General features: G+C 58.3%; 20 protein-coding genes. 14 read left to right on the top strand and 6 right to left on the bottom strand.

Going from position 1 to position 24147, the window contains the following annotated elements; genetic code table 11:
- Positions 1-4: 4 nt before the first annotated feature.
- The 11 genes from mraY to F8B91_RS06390 all read left to right on the top strand — a co-directional run bounded on the left by mraY (position 5) and on the right by F8B91_RS06390 (position 12881).
- On the top strand, positions 5-1093 hold the full coding sequence (gene mraY, locus F8B91_RS06440) for a phospho-N-acetylmuramoyl-pentapeptide-transferase (protein ID WP_196502854.1): 1089 nt from the start codon (positions 5-7) through the stop codon (positions 1091-1093).
- The gene (murD, locus tag F8B91_RS06435) at positions 1094-2488 is read left to right on the top strand and encodes a UDP-N-acetylmuramoyl-L-alanine--D-glutamate ligase (protein WP_196502853.1); all 1395 of its coding nucleotides are present in this window, start codon (positions 1094-1096) and stop codon (positions 2486-2488) included.
- 2 nt (positions 2489-2490) lie between these two features.
- Entirely contained in the window at positions 2491-3633 is a 1143-nt protein-coding gene (locus F8B91_RS06430; RefSeq protein WP_196503913.1) for a peptidoglycan glycosyltransferase FtsW, read from the top strand.
- Complete coding sequence (gene murG / locus F8B91_RS06425; RefSeq protein ID WP_196502852.1) at positions 3630-4733, top strand: undecaprenyldiphospho-muramoylpentapeptide beta-N-acetylglucosaminyltransferase; 1104 nt, start codon at positions 3630-3632, stop codon at positions 4731-4733. Before F8B91_RS06430 ends, murG begins: the two co-directional genes overlap by 4 nt.
- Before the next feature lie 14 nt (positions 4734-4747).
- A complete protein-coding gene (gene murC / locus F8B91_RS06420; protein WP_196502851.1) occupies positions 4748-6157 on the top strand; it encodes a UDP-N-acetylmuramate--L-alanine ligase in 1410 nt (469 codons plus the stop codon).
- Positions 6158-6161: 4 nt separating this feature from the next.
- Positions 6162-7085, top strand: a complete 924-nt coding sequence (murB, locus tag F8B91_RS06415; RefSeq protein WP_196502850.1) for a UDP-N-acetylmuramate dehydrogenase — start codon at positions 6162-6164, stop codon at positions 7083-7085.
- Complete coding sequence (locus tag F8B91_RS06410) at positions 7082-8026, top strand: D-alanine--D-alanine ligase (protein ID WP_246714980.1); 945 nt, start codon at positions 7082-7084, stop codon at positions 8024-8026. Before murB ends, F8B91_RS06410 begins: the two co-directional genes overlap by 4 nt.
- A complete protein-coding gene (locus F8B91_RS06405) occupies positions 8023-8856 on the top strand; it encodes a cell division protein FtsQ/DivIB (RefSeq protein WP_196502849.1) in 834 nt (277 codons plus the stop codon). Before F8B91_RS06410 ends, F8B91_RS06405 begins: the two co-directional genes overlap by 4 nt.
- Before the next feature lie 88 nt (positions 8857-8944).
- Positions 8945-10231: a cell division protein FtsA gene (gene ftsA / locus F8B91_RS06400; protein WP_196502848.1), complete on the top strand. Its 1287-nt coding sequence runs from the start codon at positions 8945-8947 to the stop codon at positions 10229-10231.
- A gap of 123 nt (positions 10232-10354) precedes the next feature.
- Entirely contained in the window at positions 10355-11872 is a 1518-nt protein-coding gene (gene ftsZ / locus F8B91_RS06395) for a cell division protein FtsZ (RefSeq protein WP_196502847.1), read from the top strand.
- 133 nt (positions 11873-12005) lie between these two features.
- Positions 12006-12881, top strand: coding sequence for an outer membrane protein assembly factor BamD (locus tag F8B91_RS06390; RefSeq protein ID WP_196502846.1), 876 nt, complete (start codon positions 12006-12008; stop codon positions 12879-12881).
- Between the two features lie 160 nt (positions 12882-13041).
- Here F8B91_RS06390 and F8B91_RS06385 read toward each other — a convergent pair whose 3' ends face one another.
- The 6 genes from F8B91_RS06385 to F8B91_RS06360 all read right to left on the bottom strand — a co-directional run bounded on the left by F8B91_RS06385 (position 13042) and on the right by F8B91_RS06360 (position 18950).
- On the bottom strand, positions 13042-14157 hold the full coding sequence (locus tag F8B91_RS06385) for a branched-chain amino acid ABC transporter substrate-binding protein (RefSeq protein ID WP_196502845.1): 1116 nt from the start codon (positions 14155-14157) through the stop codon (positions 13042-13044).
- A 131-nt stretch (positions 14158-14288) separates the two neighbouring features.
- Positions 14289-14630: a DUF6867 family protein gene (locus F8B91_RS06380; RefSeq protein WP_196502844.1), complete on the bottom strand. Its 342-nt coding sequence runs from the start codon at positions 14628-14630 to the stop codon at positions 14289-14291.
- Positions 14630-15349 (bottom strand): ABC transporter ATP-binding protein, encoded by a 720-nt coding sequence (locus tag F8B91_RS06375; protein WP_196502843.1) that lies wholly within the window; start codon positions 15347-15349, stop codon positions 14630-14632. Before F8B91_RS06375 ends, F8B91_RS06380 begins: the two co-directional genes overlap by 1 nt.
- A complete protein-coding gene (locus F8B91_RS06370) occupies positions 15346-16371 on the bottom strand; it encodes an ABC transporter ATP-binding protein (protein WP_246714979.1) in 1026 nt (341 codons plus the stop codon). The genes F8B91_RS06375 and F8B91_RS06370 overlap by 4 nt, the downstream gene beginning before the upstream one ends.
- Positions 16371-18011 (bottom strand): high-affinity branched-chain amino acid ABC transporter permease LivM, encoded by a 1641-nt coding sequence (livM, locus tag F8B91_RS06365; protein ID WP_246714978.1) that lies wholly within the window; start codon positions 18009-18011, stop codon positions 16371-16373. Before livM ends, F8B91_RS06370 begins: the two co-directional genes overlap by 1 nt.
- A gap of 3 nt (positions 18012-18014) precedes the next feature.
- On the bottom strand, positions 18015-18950 hold the full coding sequence (locus F8B91_RS06360; protein WP_196502842.1) for an ABC transporter permease subunit: 936 nt from the start codon (positions 18948-18950) through the stop codon (positions 18015-18017).
- Positions 18951-19187: 237 nt separating this feature from the next.
- Here F8B91_RS06360 and F8B91_RS06355 point away from each other — a divergent pair, with 237 nt between their 5' ends.
- The 3 genes from F8B91_RS06355 to F8B91_RS06345 are packed head-to-tail and all read left to right on the top strand — an operon-like array spanning position 19188 to position 24137.
- Positions 19188-19733 (top strand): PadR family transcriptional regulator, encoded by a 546-nt coding sequence (locus tag F8B91_RS06355; protein ID WP_196502841.1) that lies wholly within the window; start codon positions 19188-19190, stop codon positions 19731-19733.
- Between the two features lie 10 nt (positions 19734-19743).
- Positions 19744-20784, top strand: a complete 1041-nt coding sequence (locus F8B91_RS06350; RefSeq protein WP_196502840.1) for an efflux RND transporter periplasmic adaptor subunit — start codon at positions 19744-19746, stop codon at positions 20782-20784.
- Between the two features lie 11 nt (positions 20785-20795).
- Positions 20796-24137 (top strand): efflux RND transporter permease subunit, encoded by a 3342-nt coding sequence (locus F8B91_RS06345; protein ID WP_196502839.1) that lies wholly within the window; start codon positions 20796-20798, stop codon positions 24135-24137.
- Positions 24138-24147 lie beyond the last annotated feature (10 nt).

Genomic DNA, 24147 nt, shown 5'->3' with positions numbered 1-24147 from the left:
GACAATGCTGTATTTGCTGCTGGTAAATTTGACGAGCGAAGTCTCTGCTTTCAACGTGTTCCGCTATCTGACCACGCGCACCGGCATGGCGATCCTGACCGCCCTGTTCGTGATCTTCATTGCAGGTCCTAAGATCATTTCACTGCTCAAGGTGAAGCAGGGCAAGGGCCAGCCGATCCGCACCGATGGGCCGCAACGCCACATCGTCGAAAAGCAGGGCACGCCGACGATGGGCGGGTTGATGATTCTGTTCGGCGTTTTTGTATCGACGCTGCTCTGGGCCGATCTCACCAATCTTTATGTGTGGGCCGTGCTCTTCGTCACGCTGGGTTATGGTGCCATCGGTTTTTATGATGACTATCTGAAAGTCACCCGCGCCACCGTGCATGGCTTTTCGGGCCGCGCGCGCCTTGGCGCTGAATTCCTGATTGCCGGCCTTGCCGTTTTCATCTTCATGGAAATCGGCGCGCAGCCTTTGTCGCAATCATTGGCCGTGCCCTTCACCAAACAATTCCTGATTTATTTCGGCCCGCTCTTCGTGCTGGTCGGCACGGTTGTAATTGTGGCGGCTGGCAACGCGGTGAACATCACCGATGGCCTGGACGGCCTTGCCATCATGCCGGTGATGATTGCCGCCGCATCCTATGGTTTCATCGCGTATCTGGTCGGCAACGCCGAATTCTCGCGCTACCTCGTACTGCCTTTCGTGAAAGGCACGGGTGAACTCGCAGTGATCTGCGGTGCATTGGTTGGCGCAGGATTGGGCTTCCTGTGGTTCAACGCGCCGCCCGCCATGATTTTCATGGGCGACACAGGTTCACTTTCGCTGGGCGGCGCGCTTGGTGCCATCGCAGTGGCGGTGAAGCATGAAATTGTGCTGGTGATTATCGGCGGGCTGTTCGTGCTGGAAACTGTATCCGTCATCGTGCAGGTGGCGTCATTCAAACTCACCGGCAAGCGGGTCTTCGCCATGGCGCCGCTGCATCATCATTTCGAACAGAAAGGCTGGAAGGAACCGACCATCGTGATCCGTTTCTGGATCATTTCGCTCGTTCTGGCCCTCATTGGTCTCTCAACACTGAAGCTGCGCTAAATGTTTCCAGCCAAATCCTTCTCGGGAAAAAAAGTCGCCGTCTTCGGGCTTGCCCGTTCCGGCATTTCCTGCGCCACCGCTTTGAATCTTGGCGACGCTGAGGTCTTCGCGTGGGATGACAGTGATCCCGCCGTTGAAAAGGCCAAGGCCGAAGGCCTCAGCATCACCAATCTGCACAATGTCGATTTCAAAACGCTGGATGCATTGGTGCTCAGCCCGGGCGTGCCGCTCACCCATCCCGCTCCACATTGGACAGTGATCAAGGCGCAGCAGGCCGGAATTGAAATCATCGGCGATACCGAAATCTTCGCACGCGAACTGAATGCGGCGGGATCAAAGCTGGTCGCCATCACCGGCACCAATGGCAAATCCACGACAACCGCACTCACTGGCCATGTGCTGAAATCCGCAGGCCTTGATGTCGATGTTGGCGGCAATATTGGCCTTGCAGTGTTCAATCTGCGCGAGCCTGCACCCGGCCGCATCTATGTGCTCGAATTGTCGTCGTTTCAGATTGACCTGATGCCCAGCCTGAAGCCGGATGTGGGCATCCTCACCAATATCACGGCGGACCACTTGGACCGTCACGGCACCATCGAAAATTATGCCGCCGTAAAGGCACGCATGTTTGACCAGATGAAAGACAATGATCTGGCGCTTATCAGCGTGGATGATGAATTCTCCGCAGCCATCGCCGCGCATGTGGAACAACATCACTTCGCCATGCCGGTTTCTGTGAAGCAGGATCTCATCCACGGCTTTTCCGCCCCAGAAGGCGTGTTGCATCATCGCTATCAAGGCGAACTGTTTGCCGAGATTGACTTGCGCGCCATGCCTGCCCTCAAGGGCCATCACAATTGGCAGAACGCCTGCATGGCTTACGGTTCGGCGATTGCCATGGGCGTGTCACGCGAGCAGATTGAAGCGGCAATGCAAAGCTTCCCCGGCCTTGCCCACCGCATGCAGCAGATCGGCCAGGCTGGCAACGTGGCCTTCATCAATGACAGCAAGGCCACCAATGCCGACGCGGCGGAAAAGGCCTTGGGCTCGTTCGAGAACATCTATTGGATCGCCGGCGGCATCGCCAAGGCGGGCGGCATCGAACCGCTGGAAAGCTTTTTCCCGCGCATCAAACGCGCTTATCTGATTGGCGCGGCGGCTCCCGATTTTGCCAAGACGCTCGAAGGCAAAGTCGATTTCGTGATAAGCGAAACGCTGGACCATGCCGTGGCCCAGGCGGCCCATGATGCGGAAGGCGATGCGCCTGTCGTGCTGTTCTCGCCCGCCTGCGCCTCGTTCGATCAATACAAGAATTTCGAAGTGCGCGGCGATGCTTTTGTCAGCGAAGTTGCGAAATTGCCCGGCATCCACATGATTCAAGGAGACGCTCCATGAGCCTGATTTCTCGCAGTGACCGCGGCATGCTGGCGCGCTGGTGGTTCACCATTGATCGCGCCTTGCTCTCATCCGTGCTGCTGCTGATGGCAATCGGCGTGCTCGTCTCCATGGCGGCCAGCCCGCCGGTGGCAGAGCGCATCGGACTCGACTCATTCCACTTCATCAAGAGCCAGATGGTGTTTCTGTTTCTGGGGTTCATTGGTTTGATGGTCGTGTCCTTCTTCGATCACGCCATGGTCCGGCGCGCTGGCATTGCTGCTTTTGGCGCGGGCATAGTGTTGATGCTGTTGGCCCTCAAGATGGGCCCGGAAATCAAGGGCGCGCATCGCTGGATTTATCTGGGCCCACTCAACTTGCAGCCTTCGGAATTGGCCAAGCCCGGCTTTGTGATCGTGGCGGCCTGGTTCCTCTCTGAATTTACCAAGCGGCCCGATATGCCAGGCCCGGCCATTGCCTTTGGCGCGGCGGCACTTTTCATCGGCGCACTCGTGCTGCAGCCGGATTTTGGCCAGACCGCCTTGGTCACGCTCACCTTCGGCGCCATGCTTCTGGTCTTTGGAATTTCCTGGATTTGGGTTTTTGGCCTTGGTGCGGCCATCGCGTTCGGCGGTGCGATTTCCTACGTGCTGGTGCCGCATGTGGCCTCGCGTATTGACCGCTTCCTCAACCCGGAAAGTGGCGACACGTTCCAGACGGAAACCGCCGTCTCCGCCTTCAACAATGGCGGCTGGATGGGGGCAGGGCCGGGCGGCGGCACCGCCAAGATGGTGCTGCCAGATGCGCATACCGATTTTGCCTTCGCCGTTGTGGGCGAGGAATATGGGCTCATTGCCTGCCTGGGCCTGATGGCGCTTTTCATCTTCATCATCATGCGCGTGCTGAAACGCGCCAAGGCAGGCGAGGATGCATTCTCGTCCTTGGCCATGACCGGCCTTGTGTCGATGTTCGCCTTCCAGGCTTGCATCAATATGGGCGTGAATGTCGGGCTTCTCCCGGCCAAGGGCATGACGCTGCCGTTTATCTCTTATGGCGGTTCATCACTGCTCGGCACGGCTCTGGCCATGGGCTTCGTGCTGGCTTTGGCGCGGCGTGATCATCACACTGTAGCTGCGCGCGAAGCATCAGGCGTCGCTTACGCATGAGCAGGGGTATTGTTGTTCTGGCGGCCGGCGGTACCGGCGGCCATCTGTTTCCCGCCCAGGCGCTGGCCGAAGTTCTAGTGAAGCGTGGCTTTCACGTTCACCTGATGACTGATGAGCGCGTGCGTGGCTACGGCAAGGATTTTCCTGCCGAGCAAGTGCATGTGATCCCTTCGGCAAGCCCATCATTCTCCAAGCCATGGCTCCTGCCCATGCGGATGCTGCGGCTGTACAATGGCTATCAAGCGGCCAAGCGCGCGCTGACGGCTTTAAAGCCTGTCGCGGTGATTGGCTTTGGAGGCTATCCATCCTTTCCGCCGCTGCTCGCTGCGCGGAGTTTGAAAATTCCAACGGCGGTGCATGAGCAGAACGCCGTCATGGGCCGGGCCAATGGCTTCCTAGCCGCGCGCGTCAACGCCATCGCCACATCTTTCAAAGAAGTGCAGGGCATTGCGGAAGCGGCCAAGGACAAAGTCACCTATACTGGCAACCCGGTGCGTGCCATCGCGATGGCCGAAGCCGCAAGCCCTTACACGGTGCCCAAGGAATATGGCCCCTTCCAACTTGTTGTCTTCGGTGGCAGCCAGGGTGCGAAATTTTTCTCGGAATTCATGCCGCAGGTTGCTGCGGGGATGACGCCGGATTCGCGCAAACGCCTGCGCCTCGTGCAGCAATGCCGCACGGAAGATGTGAAATCCGTACAAGCCGCTTATGACAAGCTGGGCCTCACTGCGGAATTGCATTCCTTCTTTTCCGATATGCCCAAGCGCCTCGCCAATGCGCAGCTAGTTGTCTGCCGTTCGGGTGCATCATCGATTGCTGAATTGGGCGTCATCGGCCGGCCCGCCGTGCTGGTGCCGCTGCCGCACGCCATCGACAATGACCAGCTGAAAAATGCCCAGGCTTTTTCAACCGCCGGGGCAGGCTGGGTGTTCCCCCAATGGGAGCTTCAGCCGCTTGAATTTGCGTCCTTTTTGTCACGGTTGATGGCGGATGGCGCAGGCCTTAAGAAGGCCGCCGACCAAGCCCTGAAACAGGGCGTTCCGGATGCCGCCGAGCGCTTGGCCAATCTGGTGGAAGAGTTGTCGCTGCAGGCGGCATAAGGAGAGATGACACTATGAAATTGCCACGCGACGTTGGCCCCATCCATTTCATCGGCGTGGGCGGCATTGGCATGAGCGGCATTGCCGAAGTGATGGCAACGCTGGGCTACAAGGTGCAGGGCTCGGATATTTCCGACAATTACAATGTGGCCCGCCTGCGCAAGGCCGGCATCGAAGTGATGATCGGGCACTCAGCCGCAAACGTAAAGGATGCCTCGGTTGTCGTGGTGTCTTCCGCGGTGAAGTCCGACAATCCGGAACTGATGGAAGCCCGAGCCCATGCGCTGCCCATCGTGCGCCGCGCCGAAATGCTGGCCGAGCTGATGCGCTTCAAATCCTGCGTGGCTGTCGGCGGCACCCATGGCAAGACAACCACGACCTCGCTCGTGGCCTCGCTCCTCGACGCCGGAAAGTTCGATCCCACCGTCATCAATGGCGGCATCATCAACGCCTATGGAACCAACGCGCGCCTCGGCAAGGGTGAGTGGATGGTGGTGGAAAGCGACGAGTCTGACGGCACCTTCGTCAAGCTTCCCGCCGACGTGGTGATCGTCACCAATATCGATCCCGAGCATCTCGATCATTACGGCACCTTCGACAAGGCCAAGGAAGCCTTCCTGCGTTTTGTCGAAAACATTCCCTTCTACGGTTTTGCTGTGATGTGCATCGATCACCCTGTCGTGCAGGATCTGATCGCCCATGTGAAGGACCGCCGCATCGTCACTTATGGCCGTAGCCCGCAGGCTGATTATTGCCTGCTGGGTGGAGATTTTGTGGATGGTGCAACCCGTTTCTCGGTGCGCGTCACTGACCGGCGCACTGGCAAAGTGCATGAGATCGAAAAGCTGGCGCTCGGCATGCCAGGTGATCACAACGCGCTGAACTCTGCTGCGGCACTCGCCGTGGCGCGTGAGCTTGGCATCGGCGATGACGCCATCCGCAAGGGCTTGGCTGACTTTGAAGGCGTCAAACGCCGCTTTACCCGCACGGGCGAACATAATGGCGTGACTGTCTATGATGATTACGGCCACCACCCGGTTGAAATCTCGGCTGTGCTGTCCGCCGCGCGCCGCGTCACCAAAGGCAAGGTCGTCGCTGTCATGCAGCCGCATCGTTACACCCGTTTGCAAAGCCTTTTCAATGACTTCTGTACGTGCTTCAACAATGCGGATGAAGTGATCGTCGCTCCGGTTTACGCCGCTGGCGAAGCCCCGATCGAAGGCATCAGCCATGATAGCCTGGCCGAAGGCCTGCGTAGCCACGGCCACCGTGCGGTGAACAAGATCGACAATCCGGATCAGCTCGCACCTTTGGTGCGCGGCATGGTGAAGCCGGGTGATATCGTAGTGTGCCTCGGCGCAGGTACCATCACCCAATGGGCCTATGCCTTGCCCGGCCAATTGGCCGATATCGACAAGGCTTGACGCGATGACGAAGCTGGATGGGACAAGCCTGCTCAAGAAACTCCCCACGGTTCGTGGCCGCTTGGACGCAAATGCACCGCTGCAGGATCTCACCTGGTTCCGCGTCGGCGGCCCGGCGGAAGTTCTGTTTGCGCCCGCGGATGAAGAAGATCTCGGTGCCTTCCTGAAGGGCACGCCTGAAGATGTGCCGGTCTATGTGATCGGCGTTGGCTCCAATCTTCTGGTGCGTGATGGAGGTGTGCCCGGCGTGGTGATCCGCATGGGCCGCGCCTTCATGGATGCCGTGCTGGAAGGCGAGAACCGCATCCGCGCCGGCACTGCCGCACTCGATGTGCGCGTGGCCCGCTTTGCGGCAGACAATAGTATCGATGCATTAACCTTTCTGAGAGGTATCCCCGGCACGATAGGCGGCGCGCTGCGCATGAATGGTGGCGCCTATGGCGGTGAAACCAAGGATGTGCTGGTCGAGGCCCGCGGCTTCAACCGGAAAGGCGAACTCAAAGTGCTCTCCAATGCGGATATGAAATATACCTACCGTCATTGCGGCGCGCCTGAGGACCTGATCTTCACGTCTGCATTGTTGCAAGGCAAGCCCGGCAACAAGGACGAGATCATTGCGGCGATGGACAAGATCACCGCCAGCCGCGAAGCGACCCAGCCGATCAAATCCAAAACCGGCGGTTCCACGTTCAAGAACCCGCCGAACAACAAATCCTGGCAATTGATCGACAAGGCAGGGATGCGCGGCTTCAATGTCGGCCCCGCCAAAGTGTCGGAACAGCATTGCAACTTCCTGATCAATGAAGGCGGCGCCACTGCCGCGCAGATCGAAGAACTGGGCGAAACGATCCGCGCCCGCGTGCTGGAAACCTCCGGTATCCAGCTCGATTGGGAAATCAAGCGCATCGGTATCCCGGCATCAGCATGATGAAGCGCATTCCTGAGCAAACGACTGTTGCCGTCTTGATGGGCGGCTGGTCGGCGGAGCGCAACGTGTCGCTGTCATCGGGCGAAGCCTGCTATAAGGCGCTGATCAACGCCGGCTTCAAGGCCGTGATGGTTGATCCCAAGCGCGAAACCTTGTTCGGCGTGCTGGCCGATCTGAAGCCCGATGTGATCTTCAATGCGCTGCATGGCAAATGGGGCGAGGACGGCAAGGCCGCCGCCATTTTTGAAACCATGCGCATTCCCTATACGCATTCCGGCGTGCTGCCCTCCGCCATCGCCATGGACAAGCAGAAATCCAAGCTGGTGTTTCAGGCTGCAGGCATTCCCTTGGCCGAAAGCCTTGTGGTGCCGCTTGAAGACGCAGCGACGCGCCACGTCATGGCGCCTCCTTACGTGGTGAAGCCGGTGGCCGAAGGCTCCAGCGTGGGCGTGCATATCGTGCGCACCACTGCCAATGGTCCGGCTGCCAGCATTCTCGATGAACGTGATATTTTTGGTGATGAAGCCATGGTTGAGCGCTTCATTCCTGGCCGTGAACTCACCTGTGCGGTGATGGGTGACGTGGCGCTCGGTGTGATCGACATCGTGTCCAACAAGGGCAACTTCTACGACTATGAATCCAAATATTCAGAGGGCGGTTCTGACCATATTCTGCCCGCGCAGATTCCCGCCGATATTTATCGGAAGTGCCAGAAGTTTGCGTTGATGGCGCATATTGCCATGGGCTGCCGTGGCGTCTCGCGCTGCGATTTCCGTTACGACGACACAGCTAAAGACAAGGGCGAATTGGTGCTGCTTGAAATCAACACGCAGCCGGGCATGACCGGCACATCGCTGGTGCCCGACATGGCGCGCCACGCCGGCCATACATTTGAAGAACTGGTGACCTGGATGGTCAATGACGCTTCGGTGGACAGATGAGAGACGCAAAGAAAATTGGGCTTTCCGTGTTGAATGCGCTGGATGGTTTTTTCATCCGCAATCTCGCGCGGCTGGGTGCGCTCACTTTGGTGGGCATGACCATCCTGCATGGCGCGACCCGCAGCGGCGCTTTCGAAGATGAGAACAGCCCGTGGTTCAGCCTGCCGGGCCGGGTGGCCAGTGTGGTAGGTCTTGCTGCTGACGATATTCAGATCTCCGGCCTCAGCCAGCATGACGCCTCCGAGGTTCTTTCCGTGCTGGCGATCCGGCCAGGCAAACCCATGCTGGGTTTTGATGCCAATGTGGCGCGCAAGACCTTGGCCACTTTGCCTTGGCTGGAAAGCGCATCTGTCGCGCGCGAATATCCTAACGTTCTGAAGATCAGCATTCGTGAACGTGTGGCCGTGGCCATCTGGCAGCATAGTGGTGCCACCGATCTCATCGATGCCTCCGGCGTGACCATGGGCCAGCCCGGACTGGTGGCCACACGGCAGCTGCCATTGGTGACGGGCGAGGGCGCAAACTTGTCCGTAGCTGACTTTATTAACCTGATGTCAGCCTTTCCTGAGTTAACTAAGAAAGTAAGTGCAGCGGCCCGTGTGGGCATGCGGCGTTGGACGCTCTACCTCGACAACGGGGTGAAAGTGGCACTTCCGGAGCAAGGCGCACCGGAAGCGCTGAAGACGGCTTGGGGATTGGATCAGTCTCAAGGTCTCTTCGAAAAAGGTATCAGCATGATTGACATGCGGGTACCGGGGCAGATGACGGTGCAGGTCGCGGTTGCTGACGCTTCAGGAAGTCCGCTTCCTGCGTCCGGAGTAAAACAGTAATCACCGCGCTATCTGCGTAGGGTGAGTGAGTTGAGTAGGGTTGCGTAAGACTATGAATGTTGTGCATTTGGCAGGCCGGCAAAACCGATTGGCGAGCCCGCTTCAGCCGTCAAAAATCATTGCAGCCCTGGACATTGGTTCCAGCAAGATTTCCTGCCTCATTGCCGAATTGCAGGCCCCGAAAACCCGTGGCCCCCAAGATCCGCGCCAGCTTCTGAAAGTGATCGGGCTTGGCCAGACCGCCGCGCGTGGTGTGCGTGCAGGGGCCGTGATCGACGTCAATGAAGCCGAATGCGCCATTCGCATCGCCGTAGATGCCGCTGAACGTGGCGCGCAAACTTCGATCTCGGAAGTCATCGTTGCGATCTCTGGCGGCCGGCCATCATCCGCCACCATTTCCGGCCGCGTGCGCACCCAGACAGGTGTGGTCGGCCCCTTCGATCTCGATTTCGCCGTCGCCGAGGCTCTGGCCTCAGTGCATATGGGCAACCGTAAGATCCTGCATTTGAGCCCGGTCGATCACGCGCTCGATGGCGTATCAGGCATCGGCCAGCCACTTGGCCTGCATGGCGAAGAGCTGCAGATCGATGTCGGCGTCACCACCGTGGCACCCGCCTATCTGCGCAACATCTGCCATGCCGTGGAACGTGCCCATCTGGGTATCTCCGGCTTTGTCCTGGCTCCCTATGCAGCTGGCAAATCTGCCTTGACGCCGGACGAGCGCGCTTTGGGCGCCGTCGTCATCGACATGGGCGGTGCTGTCACCTCCTGCGCCTTCATTCGCGGCGACCGTTTGGTTGCGGCCAGGTCGACAAATCTCGGCGGCCACCACCTGACCAACGACGTTGCGCAAGGCCTTGCGACCTCTGTGGCACATGCCGAACGCATGAAAACCCTCTGGGGCTCCTGCATTCCAGGTGGCCATGGCGACCGTGAAATGCTGGCGGTTCCACTGCTCGGCGAACGCGGCACCGATGCCGTTACCCGGGTCCCAAAAGCCCATCTGACCAATATCTTGCGGGCGCGTCTTGAGGAAATCCTTGAACATTGCGCCAAGGATCTGGCGCAGGGCCCATTTGCCGCCAGCGCTGGCATGCGCGTGGTGTTGACCGGCGGCACCAGCCAACTGCATGGCGTGGCCGATCTCGCCTCGCATATCCTCCAGCGCCAGGTGCGGGTGGGGGCCAGCGCATCGCTGAACGGTATTAATGAATACCAGCGCCATGGCGGCTTTGCCGTGGCCACCGGAGCTCTGGTTCATGCTGCAAAACCCGATGTAAATTATGCCGTCCCACAGGAAACCCAAGATGCCTTGGCGCGCCAACAGGTGGGCTTTGCCCGCCGCATGGGCCGATGGTTGAAAGAGGCTCTTTAACCCGCTGATTCAATTCGGAACAAATTTCGTCGAATCGCGAGTGTAATGGTTAGCTTTCGTTAACCAGTTTTTAAGGTTTGGGTAAGAAAGTCGGGCAATCTCAACTCAGCGTTTGGATTGACCATGACAATCAAGCTCACCGTGCCCAACCTCTCAGAATTGAAGCCGCGGATCACCGTTTTTGGTGTCGGCGGGGCCGGTGGCAACGCAGTCAACAACATGATCGAAAGCCGCCTTGAAGGGGTGGAATTCGTCGTCGCCAACACTGATGCACAAGCCCTGCTGCAAAACGCAGCCACCCGGCGCATCCAGATGGGAACTGCGCTGACGCAAGGCCTCGGCGCTGGCTCGCATCCGCAAATTGGTGCTGCTGCCGCTGAAGAAGCACTGCAGGAAATTGTCGATCACCTTGCTGGCTCACATATGGCTTTCATCACCGCCGGCATGGGCGGTGGCACCGGCACGGGTGCTGCACCTGTCATCGCGCGCGCCGCGAAAGAGCAGGGCATCCTGACTGTCGGTGTCGTCACCAAGCCGTTCCATTTTGAAGGCGTGCGCCGTCAATCCACCGCTGAAGCCGGCATCGAAGAACTGGCCCGTTATGTCGATACGCTGATCGTCATTCCGAACCAGAACCTGTTCCGCGTCGCCAACGAAAAAACCACCTTCGCCGCCGCCTTCGCGATGGCTGACCAGGTGCTCTATTCGGGCGTTGCATCGATCACTGAATTGATGACCAAGGAAGGCCTGATCAATCTCGACTTCGCCGACGTCCGCGCCATCATGAGCGAAATGGGCAAGGCAATGATGGGCACCGGTGAAGCCTCGGGCGACCGCCGTGCCATCGAAGCTGCGGAAGCAGCGATCTCCAACCCTCTGCTTGATGATGTGTCGATGCGCGGCGCACGCGGCCTGCTGATCTCGATCTGTGGCGGACCTGATCTCACCCTTTATGAAGTGGATGAAGCCGCAACGCGCATCCGCGAAGAAGTTGACCCCAACGCCAACATCATCCTCGGTGCTACTTTCGATGAAACGCTGGAAGGCACGATGCGGGTTTCCGTGGTCGCCACCGGCCTCAATATCGAAGCCATGGCCCATGCTCCGGTGCGCGAAGAAATCGCTGAGCCGGTGAAGGCCGAGCGCAAGACCTACAGCATTCCGCAGCCATCCTCACAGGCCCGCGCCAACATGCGCGCCAATCCCATTCCGCCGATGATGGAACTGGAAGAAGCGGCGATGGAAGAGACCCACGAAGCCGAAATGGAGCAGGAAGAAGCACCTGTCGCCCATGTGCCAGCATCGCGCGCCAATCCGCGCATTCCGCCGATTGAACAATTTCCGCGCATCGCCCAGGAGCAGGTGGCCGCCCAACAGCAGCGCATCAGCGAGATTGCCACCCAGGCCAACAAGAAGCGCAGCATTTTTGACCGCCTTGCCAATGTTGGCCTTGGCCGCCGCAGCGAGCCGCAGATTGAAACCGAAGCCGCACCGCAAGCGCCCAGCCGCCGCGCCGAACCCCGCATCCAGCGCACTCCGGCACCTGCCTATCAGGAACCGGCACCCATGCAGCCGGAAGCCAGCTACGATGACGATCAATTGGCCATTCCCGCTTTCCTGCGCCGCCAGGCAGCAGGTTGATTTCCCCACTGATACAAGTGGATCGACAAGACGCCCGGCAGCCACAGTTCTGCCGGGTTTTTGTTTGAATCGGGGGCTACCTGCCTCCGGGGCCTAGTGCTATGAGGCTGACGAATTAAGGGTCAATCGTTCCGTGCTGAAACTGTCTGTTCCCAAAGCTTTCGTTACAACTGCGCTTGCCGCTGTCATGGTATTTTCTGCCGTGCCAGCCCAGGCTGGCATGTTTGACTTCTTGGGTCTTGGCAAGAAGAAACAGGATGATGCGCTCTCGCCTGATCTCGGCCGCTCTGACGATCAGCAGGTTGCCGCCCTTTATAACGGCGCCCTCGATCAGATGACCAAGGGCAATTACAACAATGCTGCCAAAAAGTTCGCTGAAGTGGAGCGTCTGCATCCCTATTCAAAATGGGCCACCAAGGCCATTCTGATGCAGGGTTTTTCCTTCTATCAGTCCAACAAATATGCCGATGCGATTGATGCCTGCCAGCGCTTTATCACGCTGCATCCGGGCCACGAGAATATCGACTATGCTTATTACATGGTCGCCCTCTCGCAATATGAGCAGATCAACGACATCACCCGCGACCAGAAGCCGACGCAGGAAGCGCTTGATGCATTGGAAGAAGTGCAGCGCCGCTTCCCGCAATCACGTTATGCCGCCGATGCCGGGCAAAAGGCATTGCTGGCGCGTGACCATCTGGCCGGCAAGGAAATGGAAATCGGCCGTTACTATTTCAAAAAGGGCGACTGGATGGCCGGCATCAACCGCTTCAAGACGGTGATCACTGGCTATCAGCAAACCTCGCAGGCACCAGAAGCGCTCTACCGTTTGACGGAAGGCTACATGGCGCTGGGTATTCGCTCGGAAGCGCAAACGGCGGCCGCCGTGCTGGGCCACAACTTCCCGCGCTCAAGCTGGTACAAGGACGCCTACCAGCTGGTCTCCACTGACGGCCAGGCACCAGTGGGCAACAACACCAGCTGGATCTGGAAAGCGTTCGGGCTGTAGTTCCAAAAGCACTTTTTCGTTTTCATTGCCCACGTCGTTTTCGCTAGACGACGATGGGGAGGGGAATGAGCATTCTTCCCCAACTTCGCGCACCAGCCACAAACAAAGACCCCCGCGAAGTTTCCTTCGCGGGGGCTCATTTCAACCGAAGTTGAAAATCTTAGTTGATTGAATCGTCTTCGGCATAGTTGCCGCCGTGGAACTTGTACCAGACATACTTGGCGCCAACGAGGTCGCCCTTCTTGTCCAGCGTGATGTCGCCCAGCACCGTCTTGGTGGTGTTGCCTGCGCGCAGCCACTCAGCCAGCTTCTTCGGGTCAGTGGACTTGGTGCCTTCAGCGGCAGCCTTGTACATCTGGAAAGCAGCATAGGTGTAGAGCGTGTAGCCTTCTGGGTCATAACCAGCAGCCTTGAACTTGGCCACGATTTCCTTGGCGGCCGGGTTCGTGCGGGGTTCCGGAGCGAAGGTGAAGATCATGCCATCGGCAGCTTCGCCAGCGATCGTCCAGAATTCGACGTTGTTCATCGAGTCACCCGAGAGCATCTGAGCCTTCGAGCCCTGCTCACGCAGCTGCTTCAGGATCAGGGCGCCTTCCGGATGATAGCCACCGAAATAGATGGCTTCGATGCCGGCTTCCTTCAGCTTCGAAACGAGAGCTGAGTAGTCCTTTTCACCGGGGTTGATCGATTCAACAACGGCAGCTTCAAGGCCAGCGGCCTTGGCAGCAGCGTTGGTGGCATCAGCCAGACCCTTGCCGTAAGCCGACTTGTCGTCAACGATGGCGATCTTCTTGCCGGCGTAATGCTTGGCGAGGAAGCTGCCAGCCACGAGGCCTTGAGCGTCGTCACGGCCGCAAACGCGAGCCACGTTCCAGCCACCTTCATCGGTGAACTTGGGGTTGGTCGAAGCAGGCGAGATCTGCAGGATGCCTTCTTCTTCGTAAACCTTGGAAGCAGGAATCGAGGAGCCCGAGCACAGATGGCCAGCAACGAACTGGACCTTCTTGGAAGCGAGCTGGTTGGCAACGGCCACAGCCTGCTTCGGATCGCAAGCGTCGTCGCCGATTTCAAGGACGAGCTTTTCGCCATTGACGCCGCCGGCAGCGTTGATGTCATTCACTGCCATCGTTGCGCCTTGCTTGTACTGTTCACCCAGAGCAGCGAGCTGGCCGGTGATCGGGCCGGCGGTGGCTACTGTGATGTCGGCCAGGGCCGAGTGTGCCGAGAGGGCAGCAGCAAAGCTGAATGCAATCCCGGTGAGGATGAGTTTCTTCATAGATGATGTCTCCCTTACTGTGACAATGGCCAGGTTTATGGCCGGGGGTTCGCTACCCCTTGGGCAAATACTGCCCAAAAGGGATAGGATTGGAAAGGAAAAATCGACATTCCCTCCGCCAATTTCGATAATTATGCTTTCTGCCGCCAGCTCAGTGGGCTGGTCCGCTCATAGAGCCAGGGGTACTTTTCGGTCATCTGCTTGGCCAGCGTCGTGCGGTAACCGACAAAGGCGAAGATCATCACGACCAGGCCGTGGCTCAGGTAATAATGCAACGAAGTAAGCTGGGCCTGGAACAGCGCAAAATGCAGGAAGCGGATGCCAGCTGTAAAGATCAGCATGTAGAAGAACAGCAGGATCGGCGATTTCCACCCGCGAGCCAGCGAGCGCCCGGCCAGGAAGGCTGCGCCCCCGCCCAGGATGATGGTGATGCACAGGAATACGTAGGGGCTTCCTTCGATAAACAACGACATTAGTGGCCCCCTTCCAGATAGGCAGCGCGCACTTCAGGCCGCTTCAGCAATTCCTGGCCTGTGCCCGACATGGTGATCTTGCCGTTGACCATCACATAGGCGCGGTGCGCCAGCTTCAGGGCATGGAAAGCGTTCTGTTCAACCAGCAGTACGGTTGTGCCTTCTTCCTTGTTGAGCATCTTGATGGCCGAGAAAATCTGCGACACGATGATCGGTGCGAGACCCAATGACGGCTCATCCAGCAGGAGGAGGCGCGGGCGGGCCATCATGGCGCGGCCAATGGCCAGCATTTGTTGTTCGCCGCCCGACAATGTGCCGGCGCGCTGGTCCTTGCGTTCTTCAAGGCGCGGGAACAGCTTGAAGATCTTTGGCAGGTCTTCCGCGAAATTCTTCAGCTGGTTGACGGTGGCACCCATCTGCAGATTTTCATAAACCGTCATGCGCGGGAAAATGCGACGGCCTTCAGGTGACTGCGCGATGCCCAGATGCGCGATTTCATAAGTCGGTTTCTGGGTAATGTCTTTGCCGTCGAAAATGATCTTGCCTGCGCGCGCGCGGGGCGTGCCAAATATAGTCATCATCAAGGTAGATTTGCCGGCACCGTTGGAGCCGATCACCGTGGCGATTTCGCCCTGATGCACTTCGAAGTCGATACCCTTCAGCGCCTGGATTTTGCCATAGAAGGTTTCAACGCCTTGGCCTTGCAGGAGGATGCTCATTTACGGCCTCCTTTTTTAACAGCCTTTTTAGCGGCCTTCTTCGGCGGCGGAGGCGGCGCTTTCTTGGGCGCAGCCTTTTTGGTTGCAGCAGCCTTCTTCAAGCCGGGTGTTTCCATGGCGGCATCAAGCGCAGCTGCGGACACCGGCTTATGGTCAATGGCTTCCTTCACCACGGCCTCTGCCGCAGCACCTTCAGCCACGTCTTCATCATCTTCATCCACGCCGAGATAGGCGCGGATCACCGCCGGGTCAGCCCGCACTTCGGCAGGTGTACCGTCGGCAATTTTGCGGCCGTAATCGAGAACGACCACATGGTCGGAAATGCCCATCACCACGCTCATGTCATGCTCGATCAGCAGGATGGCCACGTTGTGATCATCGCGGATCGACAGCAGCAATTTGTTGAGTTCGTCTGATTCACGCGGGTTCAAACCAGCTGCCGGCTCGTCGAGGCAGAGCAGGCGTGGATTGGTGCACATGGCACGCGCAATCTCCAGGCGGCGCTGGGCACCGTAAGGAAGATCACCAGCCGGATCATCAGCACGATCAGTAAGGCCCACCTTGTCGAGCCAGTATTTGGCAGTCTCAAGGGCACTCGCAGCGGCGCGCTTGTAACCGGCCATGCCGAGCAGGGCGCCGAAGGTCATGCCGGAGGCACGCATCAGCTCGTTGTGCTGGGCCACCATCAGGTTTTCCACCACCGTCATGCCGGAGAACAGGCGGATGTTCTGGAAGGTACGCGCCACCTTGGCATCACGGTTCACCAGAAAGTCGGCCATGCGTTCCAGCAGGAACGTCTTGCCGTCTTCGTGCGTGAGCTTCAGCATGCCTTCCGTAGGCTTGTAGAAACCTGTGATGCAGTTGAACACCGTGGTCTTGCCGGCACCGTTAGGACCGATCAGTGCGGTGATCTGTTTCCGCGCCGCATTGAAAGAGAGATCGCCGATGGCGGTCAAGCCGCCAAAGCGCATGGTGAGGTGCTGAACTTCCAGCTCAGCGTTGCTGTCCCACATAGTTGCCATCAGCCGTGACCCTGCGCAACGAGATCGCCCGAGATGGACTTCTTCTCTTTGAGGAACACAGTCGGTTCACGCTTGGTGACGAAGCCGCGCGGACGGAAGCGCATCATCAGCACCATCGCAAGGCCCACGGCCAGCATGCGGAACTGCACGGGCTCGGTGCCATCCGGCAATATGTAGGTAAGGAAATTCATTTCACGGAACAACTCGAAAGCGCCAATGATGGCGAGGGCAGAGAACACAATGCCGATCTGTGAACCAAGGCCGCCCAGCACCACGATGGCGAGGATCAGCGCAGACTCGATATAGACAAAGCTTTCCGGCGAGACGAAGCCCTGGCGGGCGGCGAAGAATGAACCAGCCAGACCGCCGAAGGATGCGCCGATGGAGAAGGCTGTCAGCTTCGTCGAGGTGGTGTTGATACCCAACGAACGGCAGGCAATTTCATCTTCACGCAAAGCTTCCCAAGCGCGGCCAATGGGCAGCCGGCGCAGCTTGCGCGTCACGAAATAAGTGAGGAGCGCGAGGGCAAGGATCACGAAATAGAGAAAGATGTAAGAGTGAATACGATTGTATTCGAGACCGAAGAATGACGAGAAGCTACCTTCACCATCCTTGAACGGCAGGCCGAAGAAAGTGATCTTCGGCACATTGATGCCCTGTGGACCATTGGTAAAAGAGAACCAGTTGATCAGCACCAGGCGGATGATTTCACCGAAAGCCAGCGTCACGATGGCGAGATAGTCACCACGCAATCGTAGTACCGGGAATCCAAGTATGATCCCCCATGTCGCCGCCAGCAAACCAGCCACCGGCAAGGTGATATAGAAGGCCCAGGGCACAATGCCGGGGCCGAACCACATTGGGAAATAGACCGTCGAGAGCAGGGCGTAGGCATAGGCACCCACGGCGTAGAAGGCGACGTAGCCCAGATCGAGCAGGCCGGCGAGGCCCACCACGACGTTAAGACCCCAACCCAACATGACGTAAATCAGGATGGTGATCGCGAAGTCGATGCCGCGCTTGTCCCAGCCAGGGAAGAGACCCGACTTGTTGCCGATCAGCAGCAGGATGAACGGGAGCGCCAAAGCTAAAATCAGCAGCGTTGATGCAACACGCTGTTCGCCGTCTTTGCCCTGGCTTCCGGTCAGGCGAGAATACTTCTGGCCCAGCGAGAAATGCCCGGCAAGCCATTCTGCGGCAATAGCAAGGGGAATGACAGCCAGCGCTTCATAAGAAACATCAATTTCCGGAAGCAGGGGGCGGATGATTGGCAAGACGATGAAGAAAAGCAGCGCGAACCAGAAAGCCACGCGGCCCATCCACCGGAATACCGGAACGAGGGTCGTCCAGATGGATTTGACGACGTCTGAAACGCCCTTGGCAGCAGGCGAGGGGCTCCACACAAAGACGTGCATGAACCCGCGGAACAGCAAGACGCCGGCTAGAATGAGGGCGGCCTTGTCCACGCGCCAATGCCAGGTCAACGAACCCTGGTCGAGCTTGGTGCGGATGATCACGATGGGGGTCAGAATGAGAAGTGTGATGATGGCGGTGAAGAACAGGTCCTTCAAGATTCCGAAGGTATCAAGTGGCTTCTTCTCGGAATCGACCGACGATGAATTTTTGACGGGTGCGGACATGGATCAGACTTTCTCGGTTTCGGGCTTGCCCAGAAGGCCTTGCGGCATGAAAATCAGCACCAATACGAGGATGCCGAATGAGGCAACGTCCTTGTATTCCACTGAAAAATAGGCTGACCACATCACTTCGATAAGGCCGATCATCATTCCTCCCAGCATTGCGCCGGGGATGGAACCGATGCCGCCCAGAACCGCAGCCGTGAATGCCTTGATGCCGGCTGCAAAGCCGATGAAGAAGTCCGTCACGTTATAATAAAGGAAGAACATCATGCCGGCGAAAGCCGCAAGAGCCGCACCGAGAATGAAGGTGATGGCAATCGTGCGGTCCACATTGATGCCCAGCAGCGAGGCCATCTTGGTGTCCTGTTCGCAAGCGCGTTGGGCGCGGCCCAACGAAGTGCGCTGGATGATCAGGGTAAAGACGGTCATCAGGGCCAGCGTGGACAGGATGATCATGATCTGCATGTAAGAGAGAGTGACGACGAATTGCTGGTCGCCCACCATTTTCGACATGATTGGAATATTGCCCGTAATGATCGGCTGGATGGGCTTCGGGCGGCCTTCCTGCGCAATACGCACGAATTCCTGCAGCACGATGGACATGCCGATGGCTGAAATCAGCGGTGCCAAGCGGAACGAACCGCGCAAGGGCCGGTAGGCCAGCCGCTCAATGGTCCAATTGTAGGTCGCGGCGATAAACATCGCGATTACGACGACCAGAGCCAGGGCCAGGATGATCCAGAACACACCTGAGCCCCCGGTCAGGCCCAGCATCAGGACCACAATGAATGAAGTGACACTACCCACCATGAACACGTCACCATGGGCAAAGTTGATCATGCCGATGATGCCGTAAACCATCGTATAGCCGATGGCGATCAATCCATAAATGGAACCGAGAGTTAACCCGTTAATCAGCTGCTGGAGGAAATACTCCAATGCGGCCCCCTTTTACTCTGTTAGTTGCCCACGTATTTTCGTCCCTGTTATGCTCAGGGCTCATACTAGGCATAACCAAGGATCGGGGTGATGACAAGTGGTACATTGTTGATCGCGCTGCGTTCCATGCCCAACTTTTGAGCCTGACTGCCTCTTGACGCAGCGCAACATAGCCTATAACAATCCGGCATATATCGATTTAGCATATATCAAGTTGGAATAGGCTGATCCTTTAAGATGAACATCCGCACGCTGTGCCTCGGCATCCTCTCGATGAGGGAAGCCTCTGGCTATGAAATCAAAAAAGAACTCGAAGACGGCAAATTCAGCCACTTCGTGGAGGCCAGTTTCGGCTCGATTTACCCGGCCCTTACCCAGATGAATGCGGAAGGCCTGCTGTCGGTGCGCGCTGAGGAACAATCAGGCAGACCCGACAAAAAAGTTTATGCGATCACCGAAGCTGGCAAGGCTGCACTGGCCAAAAACCTTTCGGTGATTCCGGCCCGCGACAAATTCAAAAGCGAATTTCTCTTTGAAATGCTGTTCCAGGAAATTTTGACTCCGGACCATGTCGACCTTGCAATCGACAAACAGCATGCCGATTTGACCGAGGATCTGGCGCGCATTGCGGAAAAGCGGGTGCTCAAGGGCGGCTGCGACCAGATCGGGGAAGGGCCGAGATTCGTAATGGGTTACGCCGAGAGCATTTTGCGCGCGGCGGTGGAATTTCTCGAGGCGCAATGCCCTCGTTTGAAGAAATCAAAAATCAAGGCTGCGGAATAGGGGTATGCAGATGAAACAGAAATTGATCACCGGCCTTTTTGCTGCAGCCTTGTTGGCCAGCACGAGCAAGGCCTTCGCTGAAGATGCGGCACCGGCGCCTGCCGCGGCACCGCCTTCGATCTCGGTCCTCGTGGCCCAGAAGCAGGCGATTGCTGAAGACCTGGACGTGACGGGAAGCATCGCCGCTGGCGAAATGGTTTTGGTCAGCAACGAGACCGAAGGTCTCGCCATTACTGACTTTCAGGCCGAGGAAGGCGACGATGTGAAGAAGGGCCAGGTTCTGGTTCATCTCAACGCCGCCGCCATTGATATTCAGATCAGGCAACAGCAGGCCAATGTGGACAAAGCCAAGGCCGATCTGGCCCGTGCCAACACATTGATTGAAACCGGCATCGCCACCAAGGCCACCATCGACCAGCTCAAGGCCGCCAATGACGTGGCCCAGGCGCAGCTTGATGCGTTGAAGCTCACCAAGGCCCGCACCGAAATCAAGTCTCCGGTCGATGGCTATATCGCCTCGCGCACCTTGCAGATCGGCCAGATCGCTTCGGCTGCCAAGGGCCCGCTCTATCAGATCGTGCTCGATGGCAAGGTTGAACTCGTGGCCGAAGTGCCGGAAGCAGACTTGCCACGCGTAAAGCTGGGGCAGAAGGCTGACATCACCATCAATGGCTACAACGAACCCATTACCGGCGAAGTGAAATTGATTTCTCCGGAAGTGAATCAGCAGACCCGCATTGGTCTGGCTCATATTGAAGTGACCAGTGGCCAGCGCCTGCCCATCGGTGCCTTTGGCCGCGCTAAGGTGGCGCTGGCTGCCGCTGAAGGCATTGCTTTGCCGATGACCGCTGTGACCTTTGGAGACGGCGGCCCCTCTGTGCAGGTCGTCAAGGACGGCAAGGTTGAAGAACGCAAGGTCAAGACCGGCCTTGTTGGCGTCAGCACGATTCAGATCGTCTCCGGCGTCGCCGAGGGCGAAACTTTCGTGGCCCGCGCCGGCTCATTCGTTCGCAACGGTGACCCTGTCACCCCCGTTCCGCTCACACAGTAAGGCCGAACCCCATGTTCAATTTCTCTGCCTTCTCAATCAGAAATCCGGTGCCCGCCGTTCTCGGATTCATCGTGCTGTTTCTTTTGGGCCTGGTGAGCTTCCGCTCCATGGCTATCGAGCAGTTCCCCAATATTGACGTGCCGGTGATCGCCGTCACCGTCTCTGAAGCGGGTGCTACACCTGCTGAGCTTGAATCCCAGGTCACGAAAATCATTGAGGATTCCATTGCGGGTGTCTCGGGTGTGAAACACATCACGTCCACCATGTCGGACGGCAGATCGGTCACGGCCATTGAATTCCGTCTCGAAGTGCCCACCGCCAAGGCGCTGCAGGACACCAAAGACGCCGTCACCAAGGTCAGAAGCCAGCTTCCCGCTGGCGTTGATGAACCAGTGATCTCCAGCGTTGATGTGGAAAACCAGGCCATTCAGACCTACGCCGTGAAAGCCCCGGGCATGACGCTCGAGCAGCTGTCATGGTTTGTCGATGACACCGTGAAGCGTGGGCTGCAGGGCACCGCCGGCGTGGGCCGGGTAGAACGCTACGGCGGCGTTGAGCGCGAAATCCGTATCAACCTTGATCCATTGAAACTGCGCGCCTTTGGCGTGACGGCAGCCCAGGTCAACGCGCAGATTGCTGCCACCAACACCGATACGGGTGCGGGCAAAAGCAATGTTGGCGGCCAGGAACAGGCCATCCGCACTTTGGGTGGTGCACGCGGCCTTGAAAATCTCAAGGCCACGAAAATCCTGCTCTCCAATGGCCAGGCTGTAAAACTGTCTGACCTCGGTGATGTGGTGGATAGCGCCGCCGAGCAGCGCACCTTCGCACGCGCCGATGGCCAGAGCGTTGTGTCCTTCTCGGTGTTCCGTGCCAAGGGTGCGAGCTCCACCGACACCGCCACCCGTGTGCAGAACAAGATTGCCGAAATCACCGCAGCCTCGAAAGGTGCGGCCAGCTTTACGCTGGTCGATGACACGGTCTATTTCATCTACGGCAACTACAAGGCTGCGATGGAAGGCCTGATCGAGGGTGCCGTCCTGGCCGTGATCGTGGTGTTTGTGTTCCTGCGCAATTTCCGCGCCACCATGATTTCCGCGATATCCCTTCCGCTCTCGGCTTTCCCGGCTTTCTGGATCATGTATCAGTTGGGCTTTTCACTCAACCTCGTGTCCTTCCTCGCCATCACGTTGGCGACGGGTATTCTCGTCGATGACGCGATTGTGGAAATCGAAAACATTGCGCGCCACATGCGCATGGGCAAAACGCCATACCGGGCCGCGATGGAAGCAGCTGACGAAATCGGCCTCGCCGTGATTGCCATCTCCTTCTCGATTATCGCGATCTTTGCGCCCGTGTCCTTCATGAGCGGCATCGCCGGACAATATTTCAAGCAGTTCGGCATGACGGTGGCGATCGCGGTCTTTTTCTCATTGATCGTCGCGCGCCTCATCACCCCGATGATGGCCGCCTATCTGATGAAGCCCATCCCGCATGAAGAACATGTGCCGGGCTTCCTGATGCGCACTTATATCGGGCTGCTGCATATCCTCAACCACACCATCAAGATCGGCAAGTTCCGTCCGAACTTGATGAGCTATGTGACGGTCTTTGGTTCGTTTGCCATTGTGGCTCTGTCGGTGTTCGGCTTCGGCTTCCTGCCATCGGGCTTCATACCGAAGGATGATAGCTCGCGCTTTGTGCTGTCGGTGGAGTTGCCGCCGGGTGCCACGCTTGATCAAACGCGTGTGGCCACCGATACGATGGCAGACATCATCCGCGACAATAAGGAAGTGACCCAGGTTTTCGTGCTTGGCGGTTCATCGCCCACCGGCACGGTGGAGGCGCGCCGCGCCGCCATCTTCGTGAACCTGCGCCACCGCGACGTGGAGCTGACGCATAATCTGTGGAACCCGCTTGCCAGCCTGCTGCATCTGCCGCAATTCGCGTGGCATGGCCGCATCCTGCCGCAGTCTGCGGTGGAAGGTGAAATCTTGCCCAAGCTCTCCGGCATTGCCGATGTGCAATGGGCCAAGATCAATCCGCGCGGTGACCGCGAGGTGCAGTTCAACATGCTGTCCAATGACGGCGTGGCGCTGACCAATGCCGCCGCTGACCTTGTGGCCGAATTGCGCAAGAACCCCAAACTCCGTGCGCCGGAAGCGCAGGGTGCCTTGAATCGCCCGGAAATCCAGATCACGCCAAAGACGGCTGAGGCTTCTGCCCTCGGCATCACTGCGGCGCAAATCTCGCAAGCCGTGCGTGTGGCCACCATTGGTGACTTTGACCCGCTGCTGGCCAAATTCTCGGTGGATGGGCGCCAGGTGCCGATCCGCGTGCAGATTCCGGAAAGCGAACGCTCCTCCTTCTCGCAACTCGCCAATCTGCGCATTCCGGTGCAGGGCGGACTCACCGCAGCGCCGACAACCGTGCCCTTGAGCTCGGTTGCGGAAGTGAAACTGTCGGAAGGCCCGGCTTCGATCCGCCGCTATGATCGCCAACGCCAGGCCACCATCGGTGCCGATTTGCCCGAAGGCGTGGAACTGGGCGACGGTACCAAGATCATCGAAGACACCGCGTTGAAAATGAACTTCCCCAAATCGGTGAAGATTCAGGCCGGTGCCGACGCTGAAATCCAGGCCGAAGTGGGTGCTGGCTTTGCGCAAGCCGGTGGCTTTGGCGTGTTGCTGATGCTGGTGATCCTGATCCTTCTGCTCGGCAACTTCTTCGTGCCATTGTCGATCGTGCTCTCGCTGCCGCTGTCTTTGGGTGGCGTGGTGCTGGCACTTTTGCTCACGCACCAGGCCTTCTCCATGCCGGTATTCATCGGCATGCTGATGCTCATCGGCATCGTGGCCAAGAACGCCATCATGCTGGTGGACTTCGCGGTAGAGCGCAAAAAGCACGGCATGGAACGCGTGGAGGCGGTGATTGACGCTGGCCTCAAGCGCGCCCGGCCCATTGTGATGACCACCATCGCCATGGGTGCCGGTATGTTGCCGACAGCGCTTGGCATCGGTGAGGGTGGTTCATTCCGCTCGCCCATGGCAACGGCCGTGATCGGCGGCCTGATCGTGTCCACCTTCCTCAGCCTGATCTTTGTTCCGTCTTATTATATCGTGATGGACGACATAGCCCGCTTGTTCGGTTGGATCTTCGGCCGATTCGTCGGCAAGACGGACGAGCCAGCGATCCAGGACCCGGCACTGGCCGCGGTGGATGCCAAGGTCGAGCATGTCGGCACCGAGGTCGATGGCCTGGCTGCCAAGATCGACACGCTGGAAGAAAAGCTGCAGAAACTCATATCGAAGCCATCAGGCAGTGTGACCAAGTTCAAGACAGCGGCAGAGTAGGGCGAAGCGC

This window comes from Aestuariivirga litoralis (assembly GCF_015714715.1).
In the GTDB taxonomy this organism is placed as follows: Bacteria; Pseudomonadota; Alphaproteobacteria; order Rhizobiales; family Aestuariivirgaceae; genus Aestuariivirga; species Aestuariivirga litoralis_A.
This window is presented reverse-complemented; position numbering and strand designations above follow the sequence as displayed.

Excerpts from the sequence above, each read along its gene's own strand:
- mraY (WP_196502854.1), top strand. The coding sequence starts at position 5 with ATGCTGTATTTGCTGCTGGTAAATTTGACGAGCGAAGTCTCTGCTTTC.
- F8B91_RS06380 (WP_196502844.1), bottom strand. The coding sequence starts at position 14,630 with ATGTCGTTGTTTATCGAAGGAAGCCCCTACGTATTCCTGTGCATCACC.
- murG (WP_196502852.1), top strand. The coding sequence starts at position 3,630 with ATGAGCAGGGGTATTGTTGTTCTGGCGGCCGGCGGTACCGGCGGCCAT.
- livM (WP_246714978.1), bottom strand. The coding sequence starts at position 18,011 with ATGTCCGCACCCGTCAAAAATTCATCGTCGGTCGATTCCGAGAAGAAG.
- F8B91_RS06355 (WP_196502841.1), top strand. The coding sequence starts at position 19,188 with ATGAACATCCGCACGCTGTGCCTCGGCATCCTCTCGATGAGGGAAGCC.
- F8B91_RS06345 (WP_196502839.1), top strand. The coding sequence starts at position 20,796 with ATGTTCAATTTCTCTGCCTTCTCAATCAGAAATCCGGTGCCCGCCGTT.
- murB (WP_196502850.1), top strand. The coding sequence starts at position 6,162 with ATGACGAAGCTGGATGGGACAAGCCTGCTCAAGAAACTCCCCACGGTT.
- ftsZ (WP_196502847.1), top strand. The coding sequence starts at position 10,355 with ATGACAATCAAGCTCACCGTGCCCAACCTCTCAGAATTGAAGCCGCGG.
- F8B91_RS06405 (WP_196502849.1), top strand. The coding sequence starts at position 8,023 with ATGAGAGACGCAAAGAAAATTGGGCTTTCCGTGTTGAATGCGCTGGAT.
- murD (WP_196502853.1), top strand. The coding sequence starts at position 1,094 with ATGTTTCCAGCCAAATCCTTCTCGGGAAAAAAAGTCGCCGTCTTCGGG.
- F8B91_RS06385 (WP_196502845.1), bottom strand. The coding sequence starts at position 14,157 with ATGAAGAAACTCATCCTCACCGGGATTGCATTCAGCTTTGCTGCTGCC.
- murC (WP_196502851.1), top strand. The coding sequence starts at position 4,748 with ATGAAATTGCCACGCGACGTTGGCCCCATCCATTTCATCGGCGTGGGC.
- F8B91_RS06350 (WP_196502840.1), top strand. The coding sequence starts at position 19,744 with ATGAAACAGAAATTGATCACCGGCCTTTTTGCTGCAGCCTTGTTGGCC.
- F8B91_RS06375 (WP_196502843.1), bottom strand. The coding sequence starts at position 15,349 with ATGAGCATCCTCCTGCAAGGCCAAGGCGTTGAAACCTTCTATGGCAAA.
- F8B91_RS06410 (WP_246714980.1), top strand. The coding sequence starts at position 7,082 with ATGATGAAGCGCATTCCTGAGCAAACGACTGTTGCCGTCTTGATGGGC.
- F8B91_RS06370 (WP_246714979.1), bottom strand. The coding sequence starts at position 16,371 with ATGGCAACTATGTGGGACAGCAACGCTGAGCTGGAAGTTCAGCACCTC.